The organism is Treponema sp. UBA753 (assembly GCF_002297325.1).
Classification (GTDB): domain Bacteria; phylum Spirochaetota; class Spirochaetia; order Treponematales; family Treponemataceae; genus Treponema_D.
Window position 1 is genome coordinate 18,269 of the sequence record NZ_DBKJ01000116.1, and the last position, 16,941, is coordinate 35,209.

A 16,941-nucleotide genomic window follows, 5' to 3' on the forward strand; every position below is an offset into this window, starting at 1 on the left:
ACTGCAATTTCTCACTTTGTTACGAAATTGCAATAAAAAGTTAATCCTAAAACTGAAGTTTTACTCTTAACTTTTTATAGGAGAAATAAAATGGAAGACACAAAATCAGAAAAGCTAAGCACGGTTTTTGACGGGCTTATTCAAGATTACGAATCCTTGCACAGCTCGCTCAATGAAATATACAACGAGTCGCAAAACATAAGAATTCTTTCATTCAACTCTTCAATTGAAGCGGCAAGGGCTGGAACAGTTGGAAAAGGATTCCGCGTAATTGCAAACGAAATAAAAAATATATCAGAAAAAAACGACACGCAAAACCAGACGTGCCAAAAAGTCGTTGACCAAATTGAAACAAAAATGCACAAGCTGATTGGAATAAGAACTGCGGAAATGGCGTTCGACACAATCGACAAAGTTGACCGAAACCTTTTTGAGCGTTACTGCGATGTTCAGGCTTGGGCAACATTCGGAAAAATAATCGACTGCCTTGCAAATCCTACTGAAGAAAAAAGACGCTCCGCAGAACATACAATAGAAAATCTTGTAAGAATCTATGAAGTTTACCACGACATTCTTCTTACAGACACAAGCGGAACAGTTGTATGCGTGGGCGTAAACAAAAATTTGCGCGGACGCTCAATGCAGAACACAAAATGGTTCAAGGAAACTTCTGAATCCCAAAGCACAACTTATTCAGATATGTACTACTCTGAATCTGTAAAAGACTGGACAGTTTCGTACAGTTGTCCTGTGCGCGCCCAAGACGGAACAATTGTAGGAATAATTTCAACAAGGTTCAACTGGAAATTCATACTGAACATAATTTCAAGCGCAAAAGTTTCTCATTCAGGCGAAATATTCATTATAAACAAAGACGGACTTGTAATAGCTTCAAAAAACAAGGATGAAATTTTAAAAAGACACCTTGCGGACTGGGAAGCATTCAATCATATTTCGCAAGGACAAAAAATGGGATTCTACACAAACAAAACCAGCAGAGCGCTTGAAGTTTTTGGATATTCAAAAACTCCAGGCTACAACTCTTACAAAGGCAAAGAATGGTCGGTCGTAATAAAGGAAAATTATTGATGTTATTCATTAGATTGCCGGGTCAAGCCCGGCAATGACAAATTGTTCCACCGCATTTCATTGCTTGATTTTCTGTCATTCCACACTTGATGCGAGAATCTATATTTATGACAATGTTTTAAAGGGCGATTTTCCAATTCACTGAAACTGGCGTTACAGAAAAATGCACGCTTCCTTTTTTGAATGCTGTTTCTTTTTTTTCTGAATGCGAAGCGATAAGCTCATGCAAAAGCGGGACTCCAATTCCGCAGACAGTGCCAAGTGCCGCGCCAAAAATTGTGTCAGTAAGAAAATGATTTCCGCTTGCGATTCTCAAAGCCGCCGTTCCAATAGCAACTGAGTAAGATGCCGCAACTACAGGAATTTTCCATTTTGATTCAGGAAAATAACGGCAAAATGTATACGAAAGAAATCCTGCGCCCAAAAAAGAATCCGTTGTGTGTCCGCTTGGACTTGAAAACTCAAAGTCATAGTCGTCAAGTTTGTCTGTCGGGTAGCCGTCATAATACATATAAGGCCGGACTCTTCTTATTCCCATCTTCAAAAAATTTTTCGCGCCATAGTCGAAAAGATACGCTTCAATATACATTGTAGTCAGCGTAAGAAAATCTTCCGCGGAAAAAACATCGTTGAAAAATCCTGCTCCATAAACTGCAAACGGAAGGGCAAGATTCACGGCGCAAGTTGCAGTTCCAAGGTTGTCGAGAGTATGATTGTATTTTTGGGAAAGTTTTCTGTCCACAAAATTGACTGAATGTAAATCGTAGCTTCGCTCTGTATACTCAGGAAAGTCCAATGTTTTTTCAGCAATAATTGCAGAAGCTGTAAAAGAAATTCCTGCTCCAAGAATAATTCCGTCCACTGGTGTTAGTTTAAACGGAGAATTTTCTGTTTGCGCAAAAATCTTTGCAAAAAACAAAAAAAGAACAATTGAAAACAAATGCCTTTTCATTTTATTTTTTAAGCTCGTACATTATTACAGAAGCCGCCTGAGCAACATTTAAACTGTCAACTTTAGGTCCGGCTTCTCCCATTCCTGCAAAAGGAATTATTACAAGTGAATCGCAGTTCTGGGCAACTTCTTCGCTAATTCCTTTTTCTTCGTTTCCAAGCACAACTAAAGTCGGTTTTTCCTGGCAAAGCGATTTCATTTCTGAAACTTTGTTCTGCGCCTTTAGTGAAGTTCCAAAGCGAGCCATTTTTCCTTTCATGTCTTTGAGTAAAAATGGAATTGATCTTACAGAATAAATGTTTACAAATTCCATTCCGCCTTCTGCAACTCGGTAGCTGCTGGTTGTAATTGAAGACTGAGATTCATCCAATGGAATTACAATATTCTTTATGCCGAAAAACGCTGCGCTTCTTACAATTGCGCCAAGGTTATTTGCGTTTCCAACACGGTCAAGAATCACAGCGTCTTCTTTTTGTTCAACCCAGCGCGCAGTAATATCTGTATTGAGCGGAAAAATTACAGGAGTGTCAATCATTGCGACAACTCCCTGATGATGAACACTTCCACAAAGTTTCTCAAGCTCAACAGAATCTGCAACTTTATTGTAAGGACGTTTTGAGGCAGCCATTTTCTTGCAAAGCCCGCCAAAGAGAGGAGCTTTTTCTTCCATAAAATATAAACGGCGGATTTTCTGGCTGTTAATTTTTTCCAATGTTTTTACAGCGGCAAAACCGCAAACTGCAAGTTCATTTCTTTGAGTGTTTTTCATAGCAAAAATATATCCGTAAGAAAATAAAAATTCAATTCTGTTTTACAATAAAAATTATTCTTCAAATTTTGAAATCTTTGACTTCCTAGAGCCAGCGACATAAACACTTCCAAGAACAGCGCATGAAAGAACAACCGCGCAAATAACTTCAAAAATTCCGTTTGTAATCATCGTTGTTGCAATAATTGCCGCAAAAGCCTTGAATCCGGAAATATTTTCTGTGCTGATTCCAATCTTTTCAATTGCGCCAAGAACCATCAGAAGAAGTTTATCTCCAAACAAAATAAAAATCGCGCCCATAACTAAAACAGTATGAACAAAAGTTCCAAGGGCAGCGGAAAAAGCAACGCTTATAAATTTTGGCATGTGCGGAATAAAATTGAGCAAAGTAAAAATCGCCCAGACAGCAACAGGAAAAAGAAGGCGAGGCAAAACAGAAACAAGTGGATTCATAAAAAACGGACTTGCCGCGGCTCCAAGCATAAGATTTTTTACAAGGCTAGAAACGCCAAAGACGAATCCAGTTGCAAGCCCCGGAATAAGCCCAGCCAAAAGAGTTGCAAGAATTACAGGAATGTGCATTAAAGTTATTTGGATTGCGTTTCCAAGCTGAATGTATCCAAGCGGCGTAAAACTTAAAATTATGCTGAGCGCAGAAAAAGCTCCTGCCATGGCAATTTTGTAGTTCATGGAATTATTTTCGTTTTTCATTTATTACCTCAATTTTTTAAAATGTTATCAAAAGATTTTTTTTTGCAAAGCGCAGAAGCAAAAGGACGACCAACAAGAATTTCAGAAGCACCATAGCTTTGCGCCTTGAACACATCGTTCCAGGTGCGGACTCCACCGTCCACCCAAAGTTCTGCGCAATTTGACTTTAGCGTTTTAAAGTTTTCAACAAGGAATTCCGCAGAGCTGCCTTCCCGTGTTTCAATGCGTCCACCGTGATTTGAAACAAAAGCAACATCCGGCTTTACTTCTTTAACAAGCTGCAAATCCTCGTCTGTAAAAATTCCTTTTATTACAAACGGAATTCCTTTTTTTGAAAAATATTTTTTCAGCTCAATCAGCAAAGACGAATCTTTTTTTTCAAGCTGAACTTTGTTCCGCATTGTTACAATGTTGTATGCGTCAATATCAATTCCGCAGTATTCAGAAATATTTTGCGCCCACTCAAAACGCTCAAGAATTTTTTTGTTGGCGTAAGGCTTTATAAAAACTGCCGCTTTTTTTCCAACCGACTGAACGGCTTCAATTCCCCATTTTAATTTTGTGTCTGGAACACCATCGCCAATGCTAAGCTTTATTCCAAACTTTGAGCATTCGTCTATCAAGTCAAAGTAAAATTTCTTTTCGTCAAAGTAGCCGACATTTTCAACAGCACCAGTCATTGGGGCAAGCCGTATTTCTTTTTTGCCAAAATCAAACGGACCGAACTCTAATTTCTTCCAAGCGGCGCAATTCAAGATGAAATTTCTATTTGCATTCACACCGCCCATTCCGGGAAGTTCGCCAGTACAGCCAAAACCAAGACATTCAGAGCAGAACCGGCATTTAAAATTAGTCTCCAAGGCAAATACCCAAGTCTCTTGCAGTTTTTATCATAGGATGATCAAGAGGAATATTTTTTACTTTTCCAGCAACGTAGTCAAGCGGAACTGGCTTTATTTTTCCGTTCTGAACAGCAACAAGATTTCCGAATTTTTCCTGAGCAAGAAAATCAGCGGCAGCAGCTCCAATCTGCGTGGAAAGAAGGCGATCATAAGGAGAAGGCGTACCTCCACGCTGCAAGTAGCCAACAACAGTCGCGCGGCATTCAAATCCAGTTGCATCTTCAAGTTCCTTTGCGACTCTTGCGCCTATGGAACACTGCATTGCCGCCCTCGCCTTTTTAAAAGCTTTTTTGTCAAGCAAGGATTCTTCTTTTGACTTTGCACCTTCCGCAACAACAACAATTGAAAAGTTTTTTCCAGCAGATTTGCGTTCTTTTATTTTTTTTGCAACGCTATTTATGTCGTAAGGAATTTCTGGAATCAAAATAGCATCTCCGCCGCCTGCGATTCCTGAATAAAGTCCGAGCCAGCCGGCTTTGTGTCCCATGATTTCAACAATCATAACTCTGCCATGGCTGCAGGCTGTGGTGTGAATTCTGTCAATCGCATCAGTCGCAACATCCAAAGCTGTATAAAATCCAAACGTTACGTCAGAGCCTTCAATGTCGTTGTCTATTGTTTTTGGAAGCCCAATTACATTCAGGCCAGACTGAAACAAAAGACTTGCAGTTGTATTTGTTCCGTTTCCGCCGATACAAACAAGCGCATCAAGATTCCATTTTTTGTAGTTTTCTTTTATGGCTTCAACAGGCAAAAGACCAGTCGCTTCATTTACAACAGGATTTTTAAAAGGCTTTTCTCTTGAAGTTCCAAGAATTGTTCCGCCCTGAGCAATAAGACCAGAAAGCTCGTTTTCAGAAAGAACCTTCATGTCTCCATTTATAAGTCCGCGGTAGCCGTTGAAAATTCCCACAGCTTCCATATTGTACTGATTTTTTGCGGCACGGCACAAAGCCCTTATTGCAGCATTAAGTCCAGGCGCATCTCCGCCGCTTGTAAGAATTCCAAATCTTTTTACCTTGCATTCCATGAACTGAATTATATCTCAATTATTGCATTTAGAAAAGACAAAGGCATATCGCAAAAGTTAAAAACAAGTTAAAAGAAATTTTTCTACAAGCTAATATTTCCGACTATAGTTTCATCGCTGCTAGAAGAATATTCCGGTTCGCTTTCAATTGTTTTTTCCTGCTGTTTTTTCTGGCTTTGAGAAGAACGTTTCTTTGGGCAGACAAAAAATCCAAAAAGGCTTCCACAAATTCCAGAAGCAAGCTGAATAAAAACAGGAACGCTTTCCTGCATAAACGGCATAAATCCTGAAATCTTTTTTCCGCTGGCAAGAGCAAACGCAAGATAAAGGACAAAAATAAAAATCCATGAAACTGGAAGCTGTTTTTTTATAAACACGGAAAGCACCGAAAGAATTATCATCATAAAAACAATTCCGCCGCATCCAGAAATTCCAAACGTTGAAACGCAAGCTGTCAGCACTCCGCCAACAAGGGAAGTTATAAAAATCATAAGTGCAAGCATAACCGAGCCATAACGTTCTTCCAAAACAGGACCAAGCAAAAGAATGAATCCAGTATTCAAAAAGAAAGAAGTTGAGTTTTCACCGCTGAACGGATAAATAACAAGCTTTGCATAATCCAACGCTGATTTAAAGTCAAACGCAGGAACAGATTTTGCCCCAGGACATTCAAAAATTTTTTCGGAAAGATTGAGCTTAAAAATCAAGTCAGCAATAAAAAACGCCGCCGAAACAACAGAAAAAACAAGAACAACCGGAGAATCAAAAACAACTTTCAAAGAATTTTTCTTAGCCATATTTTAAATATTTCGGCAGATTTCCGCAGAAATTTCAGATTAAAAAAATTACGGTATGCAAGATGAAAAACATCTCGACTTTTATTTAAAGTTAATGTAAAAAAAAACTATATGAACTTGCGCTTGAAATTATTTGACATCGTTTTTATTCTGATTTTTTTAATTGTGATTTTCCTTTCATTTTTCAATTTGTTCAGAAAAAAAAACGAAAAGGCGGCGGAACTTTTTGTGCAAACTCCAAAAGAAAAATTTGTTTACAGCCTTGCAAAAGACGGAATTTATAAATTCAAAGGGCTTTTGGGAGAAAGTTCAATTCAAGTTGAAAACGGAAGAGCAAAATTTATAGATTCACCTTGCGAAAACAAAAACTGCATTCAAAGCGGAGAAATAAGCACAAACGGACAATGGGCTGCCTGCCTGCCAAACGGAATATTTATTACAATAGAAGGAAAAAGCAAACAAAACAGTTTCGATGCGGTTTCAAACTAAAATCCGCAGCAATAATATCAGGACTATCCTTTTGGAATTTTGAAACTTGCAAGATAGCCTTAATATTTTTAGCAATATTTTTTTACAATCTCTTGATAATTTATTTGATTTTTTATATAGTCTAAAGAACGAAACGAAGGCGTTTTGTAAAATGCAGGCTAAGTGTCTGTTTTTTGCAAAGCGTCTTTTTTTTTATGCAAGGGGTTACTATGACTGAAAAAAACAGAACTTTGTATGATCCGTCATTTGAGCATGACGCTTGCGGAATCGGAGCAGTCGTAAACATTGACGGTACGGCGACTCACAAAATCGTGGACAATGCGCTGTGCATAGTTGAAAAGCTGGAGCACCGCGCTGGAAAAGATGCCACCGGCGAGACTGGCGACGGAGTCGGAATTCTTGTTCAGATTTCACACCAGTTTTTTAAGCAGGCGGCAAAGCAGGAAGGAATCGAGTTGAAAGAGGCACGCGACTACGGAGTCGGAATGTTCTTCTTTCCGCAGGACAAATATATCCGCTCGCAGGCGATGAAAATGCTTGAAGTCCTTGCAAAAAAGGAAAACCTCAAATTCCTTGGTTGGAGAAAAGTTCCTGTAAATCCTGATGTTCTTGGTCAGCGCGCAAAAGACTGTATGCCTTGCATAATGCAGTGCTTTATCGAGCGTCCGGAAAATATCAGCCGCGGACTTGACTTTGACCGCAAGCTTTACATTCTGCGCCGCCAGTTTGAGCATTCACATTTGAACACATACATTGCTTCGCTTTCAAGCCGCACAATCGTCTACAAGGGAATGTTCCTTGTTCAGCAACTCAGGACTTTCTACAAAGACCTTCAGTCCGAAGACTACACTTCATCCCTTGCGCTTGTCCACTCAAGATTCAGCACAAACACGCAGCCAAGCTGGCAGAGGGCGCATCCGAACAGATTCATTGCGCATAACGGAGAAATCAACACAATCCGCGGAAACGTTGACAGAATGCTGGCAAGAGAGGAAACTCTTGACTCTCCTGTTTTCAAGGATGAGGAGCTCCGTGAAATTCTTCCTGCTGTAGACGCGACAGGCTCTGACTCCGCAATGCTCGACAACACTTTGGAATTCCTTGTGATGAACGGAATGCCGCTTCCGCTTGCGGTGATGGTCTGCATTCCAGAGCCTTGGAAAAACGATGAGACGATGAGCCAGCAGAAACGCGACTTCTACCATTACTGGGCAACAATGATGGAGCCATGGGACGGTCCTGCGGCGATTCTTTTCAGCGACGGAGATTTTGTCGGAGCGACTCTTGACAGAAACGGACTTCGCCCAAGCCGCTACTATATTACAAAAGACAATATGCTTATTCTTTCTTCGGAAGTCGGAGTTCTTGATATTCCGGAAGAAAACATCGTAAAAAAATCACGTCTTCAGCCCGGAAAAATTCTTCTTGTTGACACTGTCCAGAAGCGTCTTATTTCCGACGAGGAAGCGAAAAAGCAGTACATAAATCTTTATCCTTACGGCGAATGGCTCAACCTGAATCTTTTAAAGCTGAAGGATCTTGTTATTCCGAACAAAAAAATTCCGGTCTACACGCAGGAAGAGCGCGACATAATGTACCGTGCGTTCGGCTGGAACTACGAAGATGTGAACGAGATGATTCTTCCTATGGCGCAGAACGGAGTTGAACCGACCGGAGCCATGGGAATAGACACGCCGCTTGCAGTCATGAGCGACAAGCATCCGCCTCTTTACAATTACTTCAAGCAGCTGTTCGCGCAGGTTACGAATCCGCCGATTGATTCCCTGCGTGAAAAAATTGTTACCGACACGACAGTTTACGTTGGAACAGACGGAAACCTTCTTGAGCCGAAAAGCGCGAACTGCACAGTACTTGAGATAAACAATCCGATTCTGACCGGTGTCGATATGCTCAAGCTCAAGAACCTGAACCGCCCCGGACTGAAAACTGCGGTTGTTTCCCTTTTGTATTATAAGAACACTTCGCTTAAAGAGGCTCTGGACAATATTTTTGTCGCAATCGAGCGTGAATATCACAACGGAAGCAATATAATTATTTTGAGTGACCGCGGAGTTGACGAAAACCACGTTGCCGTTCCAAGCCTTCTTGCCGTAAGCGGAGTTGAGCAGTATTTAATCCGCACAAAAAAGAGAACCGCAATCTCAATCATCCTTGAGTCGGCGGAAGTCAGAAATGTCCATCAGGCAGCGATGTGCCTTGGTTACGGAGCGCGCGCGGTGAATCCTTATCTTGCCCACGAATGCATTGCCGAGCTCATTGACCAGAAGCTTTTGGACAAGGATTATCACACTGCAATCGACGACTACAACAAGGGAATCATAAACGGAATTGTAAAAATCGCCGCAAAGATGGGAATCTCAACAATCCAGTCTTATCAGTCCGCGCAGATTTTTGAGGCAATCGGAATCAGCAAGGATGTAATCGACGAATATTTTACAAACACTGTCAGCCGCGTCGGTGGAATCGGCCTTAAAGAAATTGACGAGGATGTGAACTTCCATCACAACAAGGCATTTGATCCGCTCGGACTTGCCGTGAACACTCACCTTGATTCGGTTGGAAACCACAAACTGCGCCGCGGTCCGACCTGCGAGGATCATCTTTACTCTCCTGAAACAATTATCGCGCTGCAGGAAGCCACCCGCACGGGAAGCTACGAAAGATTCAAGGAATACACGGCCCTGGTTGACGACAACGCGCATCCCCACACTTTGCGCGCAATGCTCAAATTCAGCTTTCCAGAAGGAAAAGAAATCAGCATAGACGAAGTTGAGCCAGTTTCCGAAATTGTAAAGCGGTTCAAGACTGGAGCTATGAGCTACGGTTCAATTTCTGAGGAAGCGCACAGATGCATGGCTTTGGCGATGAACCACTTGCACGGAAAATCAAATTCCGGAGAAGGCGGTGAAAAACCTGAGCGTCTTGGAACTGAAGCAAATTCCGCAATCAAGCAGGTTGCATCCGGACGATTTGGCGTTACAGAAGAATATCTTTTGAGCGCGAAGGAAATTCAGATTAAAATGGCGCAGGGAGCAAAGCCCGGAGAAGGCGGACATCTTCCCGGAAAAAAAGTTTATCCTTGGATTGCGCAGACCCGTTATGCGACTCCAGGTGTTTCTTTGATTTCGCCGCCACCGCACCACGATATTTATTCAATTGAAGATTTGGCTCAGCTGATTTACGACTTGAAAAACGCGAACCGTGCCGCCCGCATTTCCGTTAAGCTTGTCTCAGAGGCTGGCGTCGGAACGATTGCGGCTGGTGTTGCAAAGGCCGGCGCGCAGGTGATTTTGATTTCAGGACACGACGGCGGAACTGGAGCTGCTCCAATTTCTTCAATTCATCATGCAGGACTTCCGTGGGAATTGGGACTTGCGGAAACTCATCAGACGTTGATTCAGAACGGACTTCGCTCGCGCGTTGTGATTGAGACAGACGGAAAACTTATGAGCGGCCGCGATGTTGCGATTGCCTGTCTTTTGGGCGCGGAGGAATTCGGTTTTGCAACAGCTCCTCTTATCACAATGGGCTGCGCAATGATGCGCGTTTGCAACCTTGACACTTGTCCGTTCGGAGTTGCAACCCAGAACAGCGAGCTTAGAAAACGATTTACAGGAAAACCTGAATATGTTGAAAATTTCATGAAGTTCATTGCCGAGGAGTTGCGCGAAATCATGGCAAAGTTCGGCTTCCACAGCATTGACGAAATGTGCGGACATACGGAGCTTCTTGCCCTCAAAGAAAAAAGCGCGTTCCCTAGGGCAAACCTTGTGGACATGAGCAGAATCATCGGCTGGAAAACTCCGGAAGATGCAAAGACACATTTTGAGCCTGCGGACATTTTTGACTTCCAGCTTGAAAAAACTGTAGACGAGGCAAAACTTCTAAAGGCATTTGAAAAGTCAAAGAAAGCAAAGAAGGGCGTTTTTGAACTTTCGGTTTCTTCAACGGACAGAACGGTGGGAACAATTCTCGGCTCAGAAATCCAGAAGAATTTCGGCTCATCGCTTGAAGAAGACAGCTACGTTGTTAACTGCACAGGCGGCGGCGGACAGTCATTCGGCGCGTTCATTCCGAAAGGACTTACACTGAACCTTACAGGAGACGCAAACGACTACCTCGGAAAAGGCTTGAGCGGCGGAAAAATCGTAGTCCACCCTTCAGCAAAGGCAACTTACAAAGCCGAAGAAAATATTATCATCGGAAACGTGGCCTTGTACGGAGCTACAAGCGGAAGCGCGTTCATAAACGGAATTGCAGGCGAGAGGTTCTGCGTAAGAAATTCCGGGGCGGTTGCGGTTGTAGAAGGCTGCGGCGACCACGGACTTGAATACATGACAGGCGGAACTGCTGTAATTTTGGGCGGAACAGGAAAAAATCTCTGCGCGGGAATGAGTGGCGGAACCGCTTATGTTCTGGACGAGAACCATGATTTGTATCTGCGTCTGAACAAGCAGCTTGTTTCCATGACAGAAGTTTCAGACAGCCACGACATTGAAATCATAAAGGACTTGATTCAGCGTCATGAAAAAGAAACCGGCTCGGAGCTTGCAAAGAAAATTCTTAAGGACTTTGATAATTACATCAGGCACTTCAAGAAAATCGTTCCTAATGATTATCAGAAGATGATGACGGAAATCGCAAAGGGCGAAGAGCGCGGTTTGAATCACGATGAAGCAGTCCTTGAAGCTTTTAAAAAGCTCACTGCATAAGAAAAAGTCAGGGGTACACTATGGGTAAAAACGACGGATTTATGATATACAAGCGTGTTGAGGATTCCTGGATTGAACCTTCTTCACGCATAAAAAATTTCAAGGAATTCCACAATCATCTTAACGACAAGGAACGGCGCGAGCAGGCGGCAAGATGCATGAACTGCGGAGTTCCGATGTGCCAGAGCGCAATCAAGCTTGCCGGAATGGTGACGGGCTGCCCTCTCCACAACTTTATTCCTGAATGGAACGACGCGCTTTACAAAGGACAGTACGACATGGCGGCCTGGCGTCTCTTAAAAACTTCAAGCTTCCCGGAATTCACAGGAAGAGTCTGCCCCGCATTGTGCGAGAAAGCCTGCAATTGCGGAAACGGCGGAGACATAAAGGAAGCTGTAACAATCCACGACAACGAACTTTACATAATCGAGAAGGCGTTCGAGTCAGGCTACATGAAGCCTCAGATTCCGAAAGTCAGAAGCGACAAAAAAATCGCGGTAATAGGCTCAGGCCCTGCAGGACTTGCCGTTGCCGACTTGCTGAACCGCCGCGGACATAATGTAACCGTCTACGAGCGCGATGACAGAATCGGCGGACTTCTGATGTACGGCATTCCGAACATGAAGCTAGACAAAAAAATCGTGGAGCGCAGAGTCAATCTTATGAAAGCGGAAGGAGTTACATTCATAACGAACGCCGATGTCGGCCGCAATGTAGATGCCAAACAGCTTCTTTCTGAATACGATGCAGTCGCCTTGTGCTGCGGAGCAAAAAAAGCGCGTCCCCTGTCTGCACAAGGAAGCGACGCGCAGGGAATAATGTTCGCCGTGGACTGGCTCAAGAGCGTTACAAAAAGCCTTTTGGACTCAGACTTCTCAGACAAGAATTTTATTGATCCAAAGGGAAAGCACGTGATAATCCTTGGCGGAGGCGACACAGGAAACGACTGCACAGGCTCAAGCATAAGGCTCGGAGCTGCAAGTGTAACCCAGCTTGAAATGATGCCTTGCCCTCCGGCGGAACGTCAACCAGACAATCCGTGGCCGCAGTGGCCCAAAGTCTTAAAGACAGACTACGGCGCGCAGGAGTCAATTGAAAAGTTCGGGCATGATCCGCGCGTCTACAAAACGACAATCAAGGAAGTTTACCAGAAAAACGGAAAAGTCTGCGGAATAAAAACAGTTCAGGTTGAATTCAAGAACGTGGACGGAAAACGCACTCTCTGCGAAATCGAAGGAAGCGAAAAAGAACTCCCGGCCGACCTGATTCTGATTGCCGCAGGATTTCTCGGCTGCGAGGACTACACCGCAAACGCATTCGGAACACCGCTTTCCGCAAGAAACACAGTCGCAACTTCCAGCGCAAGTTCATACTTCACGGGAATAGACAAAGTCTTTACAGCAGGCGATATGCACAGAGGCCAGTCGCTAGTTGTCTGGGCGATTGCAGAAGGAAGAGAATGCGCAAGGGAGATTGATGAATACCTGATGGGATATTCAAATTTGTAGGGCAAAAACACAGCCGGACTAGCCTAAGTGTTTTCCTTGTGCCAGTTCCGGCTTTTCTCCCAAAATCTCCCGGTAAATCTCCAAATCCTTGTTTCCAAAAACGTTGAAAATCACTTTTTTTGCGGTTGTGGTTTTGTTTTCATCCAGCCAATCTGTTACGGTTTTTACGGCGATTTGGGCGGCGAGCTTTTGCGGAAATCTGAAAACGCCTGTGGAAATGCAGCAGAATGCTAAACTTTCAAGCCCATTTTGCGCGGCAAGGTTCAGGCAGCTTGTGTAGCACGAGGCGAGCTGGATTTTGTCGCGTTCGGTTACACTGGCGTGGATTATAGGACCTACCGTGTGTAGAACGAATTTTGAAGGCAGGTTGAATGCCTGAGTGATTTTCGCGCTTCCTGTTTTTTCAGGAGAGCCTTGTTTTTGCATAATCTCGTTGCACTCAAGCCGAAGCTGAACTCCTGCGAAAGTGTGGATGCAGTTGTCGATGCACGCATGGAGCGGAGCAAAGCAGCCGAGCAAGGCGGAATTCGCTGCGTTCACGATTGCATCCGCGTTCAGAGTTGTAATGTCGCCCTGCCATAGAAAAAGCCTTTTGTCCGCCGGAACATTTTTCAGCGTTGCAATGTCGGTGATTCCGCGCTCTTTGTTGCGTTCCGTTAAGTATTCGTCCTGAATTTTCAAGAACTCGTTGGAAACAGGACGCGGCGGGCGCACGTTCATCAGCGAGCGCAGCAAGTCTTTCTGAGCAACTTCGTCATCTTGCGGCGGAAGTTCAATATTCTTGTATTCAGCTGGAGAGCCCGGCTCGTTCAGAAGATATTTTATGAGCCATTCGCGTCTTTCGGTTTGTGTCATGGTTTGCCTCCAAAATCAGCAATTCGGTCTTTTTGTTTTCCACACTTTTACTTCTTCTATTAGTTCTGCAATCAGCTTTTTCTTTCCTTCTGTGTAGAGTTTGCGGTTATCAGGAAATCTCTTTGCTAATTTCTGTTTGCATTCATCATATTCCGCGGCTTTTTCAGGGAAGGCATTTAGATAGTCCCGGAAATCGATATAATTTTTCCATTCAGTTCCGTTCCATTTGATCACGTGGATATGATGCGTTCGAGTGTCCTTTTTAAAATCGCCTTTTACAAGCAGAAGCTGTCCGGGAACATCTTCTCCGCGAAAAATGTAGTTCTTTTTGTTTAATTCTTCAATGAACGGAAAAACATCTTCCGGATTTTTGACTCCCACGGCAATGTCAATAATCGGTTTTGCGTGAATGGAGGAAACGGCGGTGCTTCCGATATGCTGAATGTCGGTGGCAATATTTTCAAAAATGCATTTTAGTTCAGCAATCGTATTCTCGGCTTCTTTTTGCCAGCCGCTTTGGTGCGCTTCCAGTTTCACCGAACCTCTTTTTAATCCTGTCATGCAAAATCCGCCATCCATGAAATTCCAGTCCATCCTACAAAATATATTCCAGCTGCCGCTCTTTTGTCTTTAGCCCCATTTTCTCGTAGAATTTTTCCGCCGAAGTGTTTCCTGCCCAGACGTTCAGCGTCACCTCGTAGCAGCCAAGCCGTTTCGCCTCGCTTTTCACGTGTTCAAAAAGTTTTTCGCCGATGTGCTGGCCGCGCGTGCTTTTGTCAACGCACAAGTCGTCAATAAAAAGCGACTTGAACTGAACCATGTTGTTCGAAAAAGGCTGCTCCCGAATCTGGCAAAAAGCGTAGCCGACGCAAAAGTCATTCTCGTCCGCGGCAACATAAATCGGCTTCGTCTCGTCCTTTAGCATTTGGGAAAGCTCCGCATTTGTATATTTTGTCGTTCCCGGAATAAAAATGTCCGGCCGGATTTCCGCGTGAATCTGAAGCACCTGCCCAAGCAAGTCGATAATCTTCGGAATGTCCTTTTCCTCCGCTCTTCGTATTGTCATTTTTTTGCTCCTGTTAAATTGATTTTTTATTTTTCGGGTGGCTTTTTGTTTCGCTTCGCTCCGCAAAAATCGGGCTATCCGTGGTTCCGTACGCACTCCGTGCTACCTTCATTCCTCCGCTACGCTCCGGAACGGCTTCGCCGCCACTCCTATCCCTGCCACGTTTCCTTTATTATATAAAAAATATCGTCTTTTATCAGAAGCACAAAGATTTTTTGTTATGAAAAACACGGATTTTATTTGTGCTTTTCTTCAAGATTTTATAACCTGAATTTGTAACTTTCTTCAAAGTTTTGTAAGCCGAATTTGTGCTTTTCTTCAAGAAAATTGACATTCTTTGATTTCTACGATGAAACCGCCGCATCTGCAATCCGCATTGTCTTGTATTCCATTCCGTCGGGTGATAGTGCGTCGCGCAGTTTTAGCGTGCCGCTCACTGTGATTTTTTGGCCTGGTTCAACGCCGGAAACTTTTTCGCTTTCAAATTCGAGTCCCTGAGCGCAGCACGCAAGAACATCTGTTATTATGCAGTAGTCGTGCCGTCCGTAAGGCTCGTTGTCGTAAAAAGTTTCGAAAGTTCCAGTCATTCGGACTGTTTTTCCCTCGTATTTTTCAGGCTCCACAACAAGCTGGAAAATAAAGGCATAAGCAAGGTCTGCGTTCATTTTTGAAAGGTCAAGCTCAACGTCAGTTTTGGGCGCGGAGATTTCCTCGAAGCTGCTTCCGTAATAGTCGTAGGTTGATGAAGAGGAATCTTGAGCCGAGCCGCTGGAATTTTGCTCTTCTCCGTTTGAATAAGATGAATCAGTGGATTGCGATGAATCATTTTCCGTGCCGCTGCCGTAGCTGTAGTAATTATCATAATTGCCGGAACCAGCGGCTTTATCTGGTTCATTCTGCTGCCAGCTGTCGGAGGATGATTCTTCCTTGATTTTTTCTTCTATTATATTGGCAACTTTGTTCTGTTTTGGAAGTCCGCCTGCACTGTAGGATTTTTTTGCCGAGCATGATGAGGCTGCAAGCAAAATCAAAATCGATGAGGCAGTCAGAATCTTTTTCATAAAAACCTCCCGGCAACGCAATGCAATGCGAAAATCATTATGTCGATTATCACGATTGTGGCTCCAACCGGCGTTGAAAGAACAATCGAAATCATAATTCCCAGGAACGACGAAAATGCGCCAAGAGCGGCGGAATAAATCACCGTGGACTTGAAGCTTTTCATAACGCGCATTGAGCTTAAAGGCGGAAAAACAAGAATCGCCGTTATAAGAAGAGAGCCTACAAGATTCATCGCAAGCACAATCACAACGGCTGTAATCACGGCGACTAGAATGTCGTAAACGCCTGCGAGCCTGTCTTCTGTGCGCAAAAAGTCCGGGTCAAAAGTCGCGGAAAAAATCCTGTTGTAGAAAAAGACGAATGCGGCAATAGTAACGCAGGAAATCAGAACCGAGACTGCGACCTTGCCTTTTGTAAGAGTGAGAATCGAGGTTGAGCCGAAAAGCGTTGTGCAGACATCGCCTGAGACATTCGCCGAAGTTGAAAAAACGTTCATCACAAGATAGCCGAATGCAAGCGCGCCCACGGAAATCATCGCAATCAGCGAGTCTGACTGCACTTTCCTTTTTTTGTCCATGCACAAAAGAAAAACCGCGCAAAGAACCGTAACCGGAATTGTAAAAAGGCTGTCGCTCACAAGCTTCATCGTAACGGCAACCGCATACGCTCCGAACGCGGCGTGAGAAAGTCCGTCTCCAATAAGCGAGTAGCGGCGCAGAACAAGAACAGTTCCCAAAAGCGATGCGCACAGAGAAACAAGAACGCCGACAATCAGCGCGTATCTAACAAACGAAAATGAAAGGTAATAAGAAAGTTTTTCAAGAATTTCCATCGAAATCTCCAGTGTTTCCAGTTTTTTTCAGCCGCGTTTTTCATCAAAGTTGCTAGACGATGCGCCTTTGCAAAAATCCGCGCGGGCTTCAAACTGGACTTTTCCGCCTCTGAACGAAAGGATGTGCGATGCGTAATCAAGGCAGT

15 protein-coding genes are annotated in these 16,941 nt (G+C 43.7%); 4 read left to right on the forward strand and 11 right to left on the reverse strand.

Going from position 1 to position 16,941, the window contains the following annotated elements; genetic code table 11:
* Positions 1 to 90 precede the first annotated feature (90 nt).
* Positions 91 to 1,089: a methyl-accepting chemotaxis protein gene (locus B4C08_RS09310; protein ID WP_296664762.1), complete on the forward strand. Its 999-nt coding sequence runs from the start codon at positions 91 to 93 to the stop codon at positions 1,087 to 1,089.
* A gap of 118 nt (positions 1,090 to 1,207) precedes the next feature.
* Here the strand turns inward: B4C08_RS09310 and B4C08_RS09315 are convergent, their stop codons facing one another.
* The 6 genes from B4C08_RS09315 to B4C08_RS09340 all read right to left on the reverse strand — a co-directional run bounded on the left by B4C08_RS09315 (position 1,208) and on the right by B4C08_RS09340 (position 6,250).
* A complete protein-coding gene (locus tag B4C08_RS09315; protein WP_296664764.1) occupies positions 1,208 to 2,041 on the reverse strand; it encodes a phosphatase PAP2 family protein in 834 nt (277 codons plus the stop codon).
* 1 nt (position 2,042) lies between these two features.
* Positions 2,043 to 2,810, reverse strand: a complete 768-nt coding sequence (locus B4C08_RS09320; RefSeq protein WP_296664767.1) for a TrmH family RNA methyltransferase — start codon at positions 2,808 to 2,810, stop codon at positions 2,043 to 2,045.
* A gap of 54 nt (positions 2,811 to 2,864) precedes the next feature.
* Positions 2,865 to 3,521: an ECF transporter S component gene (locus tag B4C08_RS09325; protein WP_296664770.1), complete on the reverse strand. Its 657-nt coding sequence runs from the start codon at positions 3,519 to 3,521 to the stop codon at positions 2,865 to 2,867.
* A gap of 8 nt (positions 3,522 to 3,529) precedes the next feature.
* Positions 3,530 to 4,381 carry an alpha-hydroxy-acid oxidizing protein gene (locus B4C08_RS09330; protein WP_296664772.1) on the reverse strand — a complete coding sequence of 284 codons (852 nt, stop codon included), beginning with the start codon at positions 4,379 to 4,381 and terminating at the stop codon, positions 3,530 to 3,532.
* Positions 4,371 to 5,453 (reverse strand): 6-phosphofructokinase, encoded by a 1,083-nt coding sequence (locus B4C08_RS09335; protein ID WP_295798769.1) that lies wholly within the window; start codon positions 5,451 to 5,453, stop codon positions 4,371 to 4,373. The genes B4C08_RS09330 and B4C08_RS09335 overlap by 11 nt, the downstream gene beginning before the upstream one ends.
* Positions 5,454 to 5,536: 83 nt before the next feature.
* The gene (locus B4C08_RS09340) at positions 5,537 to 6,250 is read right to left on the reverse strand and encodes a rhomboid family intramembrane serine protease (protein WP_296664775.1); all 714 of its coding nucleotides are present in this window, start codon (positions 6,248 to 6,250) and stop codon (positions 5,537 to 5,539) included.
* Positions 6,251 to 6,361: 111 nt separating this feature from the next.
* Between B4C08_RS09340 and B4C08_RS09345 the strand changes: the two genes are divergently transcribed.
* From B4C08_RS09345 to B4C08_RS09355, 3 genes are all read left to right on the forward strand, one after another.
* Complete coding sequence (locus B4C08_RS09345; protein ID WP_296664777.1) at positions 6,362 to 6,739, forward strand: NusG domain II-containing protein; 378 nt, start codon at positions 6,362 to 6,364, stop codon at positions 6,737 to 6,739.
* A 209-nt stretch (positions 6,740 to 6,948) separates the two neighbouring features.
* A complete protein-coding gene (gene gltB, locus B4C08_RS09350) occupies positions 6,949 to 11,472 on the forward strand; it encodes a glutamate synthase large subunit (protein ID WP_296664779.1) in 4,524 nt (1,507 codons plus the stop codon).
* Positions 11,473 to 11,492: 20 nt separating this feature from the next.
* Positions 11,493 to 12,980, forward strand: coding sequence for a glutamate synthase subunit beta (locus tag B4C08_RS09355; RefSeq protein ID WP_296664781.1), 1,488 nt, complete (start codon positions 11,493 to 11,495; stop codon positions 12,978 to 12,980).
* 18 nt (positions 12,981 to 12,998) lie between these two features.
* Here the strand turns inward: B4C08_RS09355 and B4C08_RS09360 are convergent, their stop codons facing one another.
* From B4C08_RS09360 to B4C08_RS09380, 5 genes are all read right to left on the reverse strand, one after another.
* Positions 12,999 to 13,835 (reverse strand): protein-ADP-ribose hydrolase, encoded by an 837-nt coding sequence (locus B4C08_RS09360; protein WP_296664783.1) that lies wholly within the window; start codon positions 13,833 to 13,835, stop codon positions 12,999 to 13,001.
* 15 nt (positions 13,836 to 13,850) lie between these two features.
* Entirely contained in the window at positions 13,851 to 14,396 is a 546-nt protein-coding gene (locus tag B4C08_RS09365) for a GrpB family protein (RefSeq protein WP_296664785.1), read from the reverse strand.
* A 34-nt stretch (positions 14,397 to 14,430) separates the two neighbouring features.
* Positions 14,431 to 14,901 carry a GNAT family N-acetyltransferase gene (locus B4C08_RS09370; protein ID WP_296664787.1) on the reverse strand — a complete coding sequence of 157 codons (471 nt, stop codon included), beginning with the start codon at positions 14,899 to 14,901 and terminating at the stop codon, positions 14,431 to 14,433.
* A gap of 344 nt (positions 14,902 to 15,245) precedes the next feature.
* Positions 15,246 to 15,962: a hypothetical protein gene (locus B4C08_RS09375; RefSeq protein WP_296664789.1), complete on the reverse strand. Its 717-nt coding sequence runs from the start codon at positions 15,960 to 15,962 to the stop codon at positions 15,246 to 15,248.
* Positions 15,959 to 16,795 carry a metal ABC transporter permease gene (locus B4C08_RS09380; protein ID WP_296664791.1) on the reverse strand — a complete coding sequence of 279 codons (837 nt, stop codon included), beginning with the start codon at positions 16,793 to 16,795 and terminating at the stop codon, positions 15,959 to 15,961. The genes B4C08_RS09375 and B4C08_RS09380 overlap by 4 nt, the downstream gene beginning before the upstream one ends.
* Between the last annotated feature and the right edge of the window lie 146 nt (positions 16,796 to 16,941).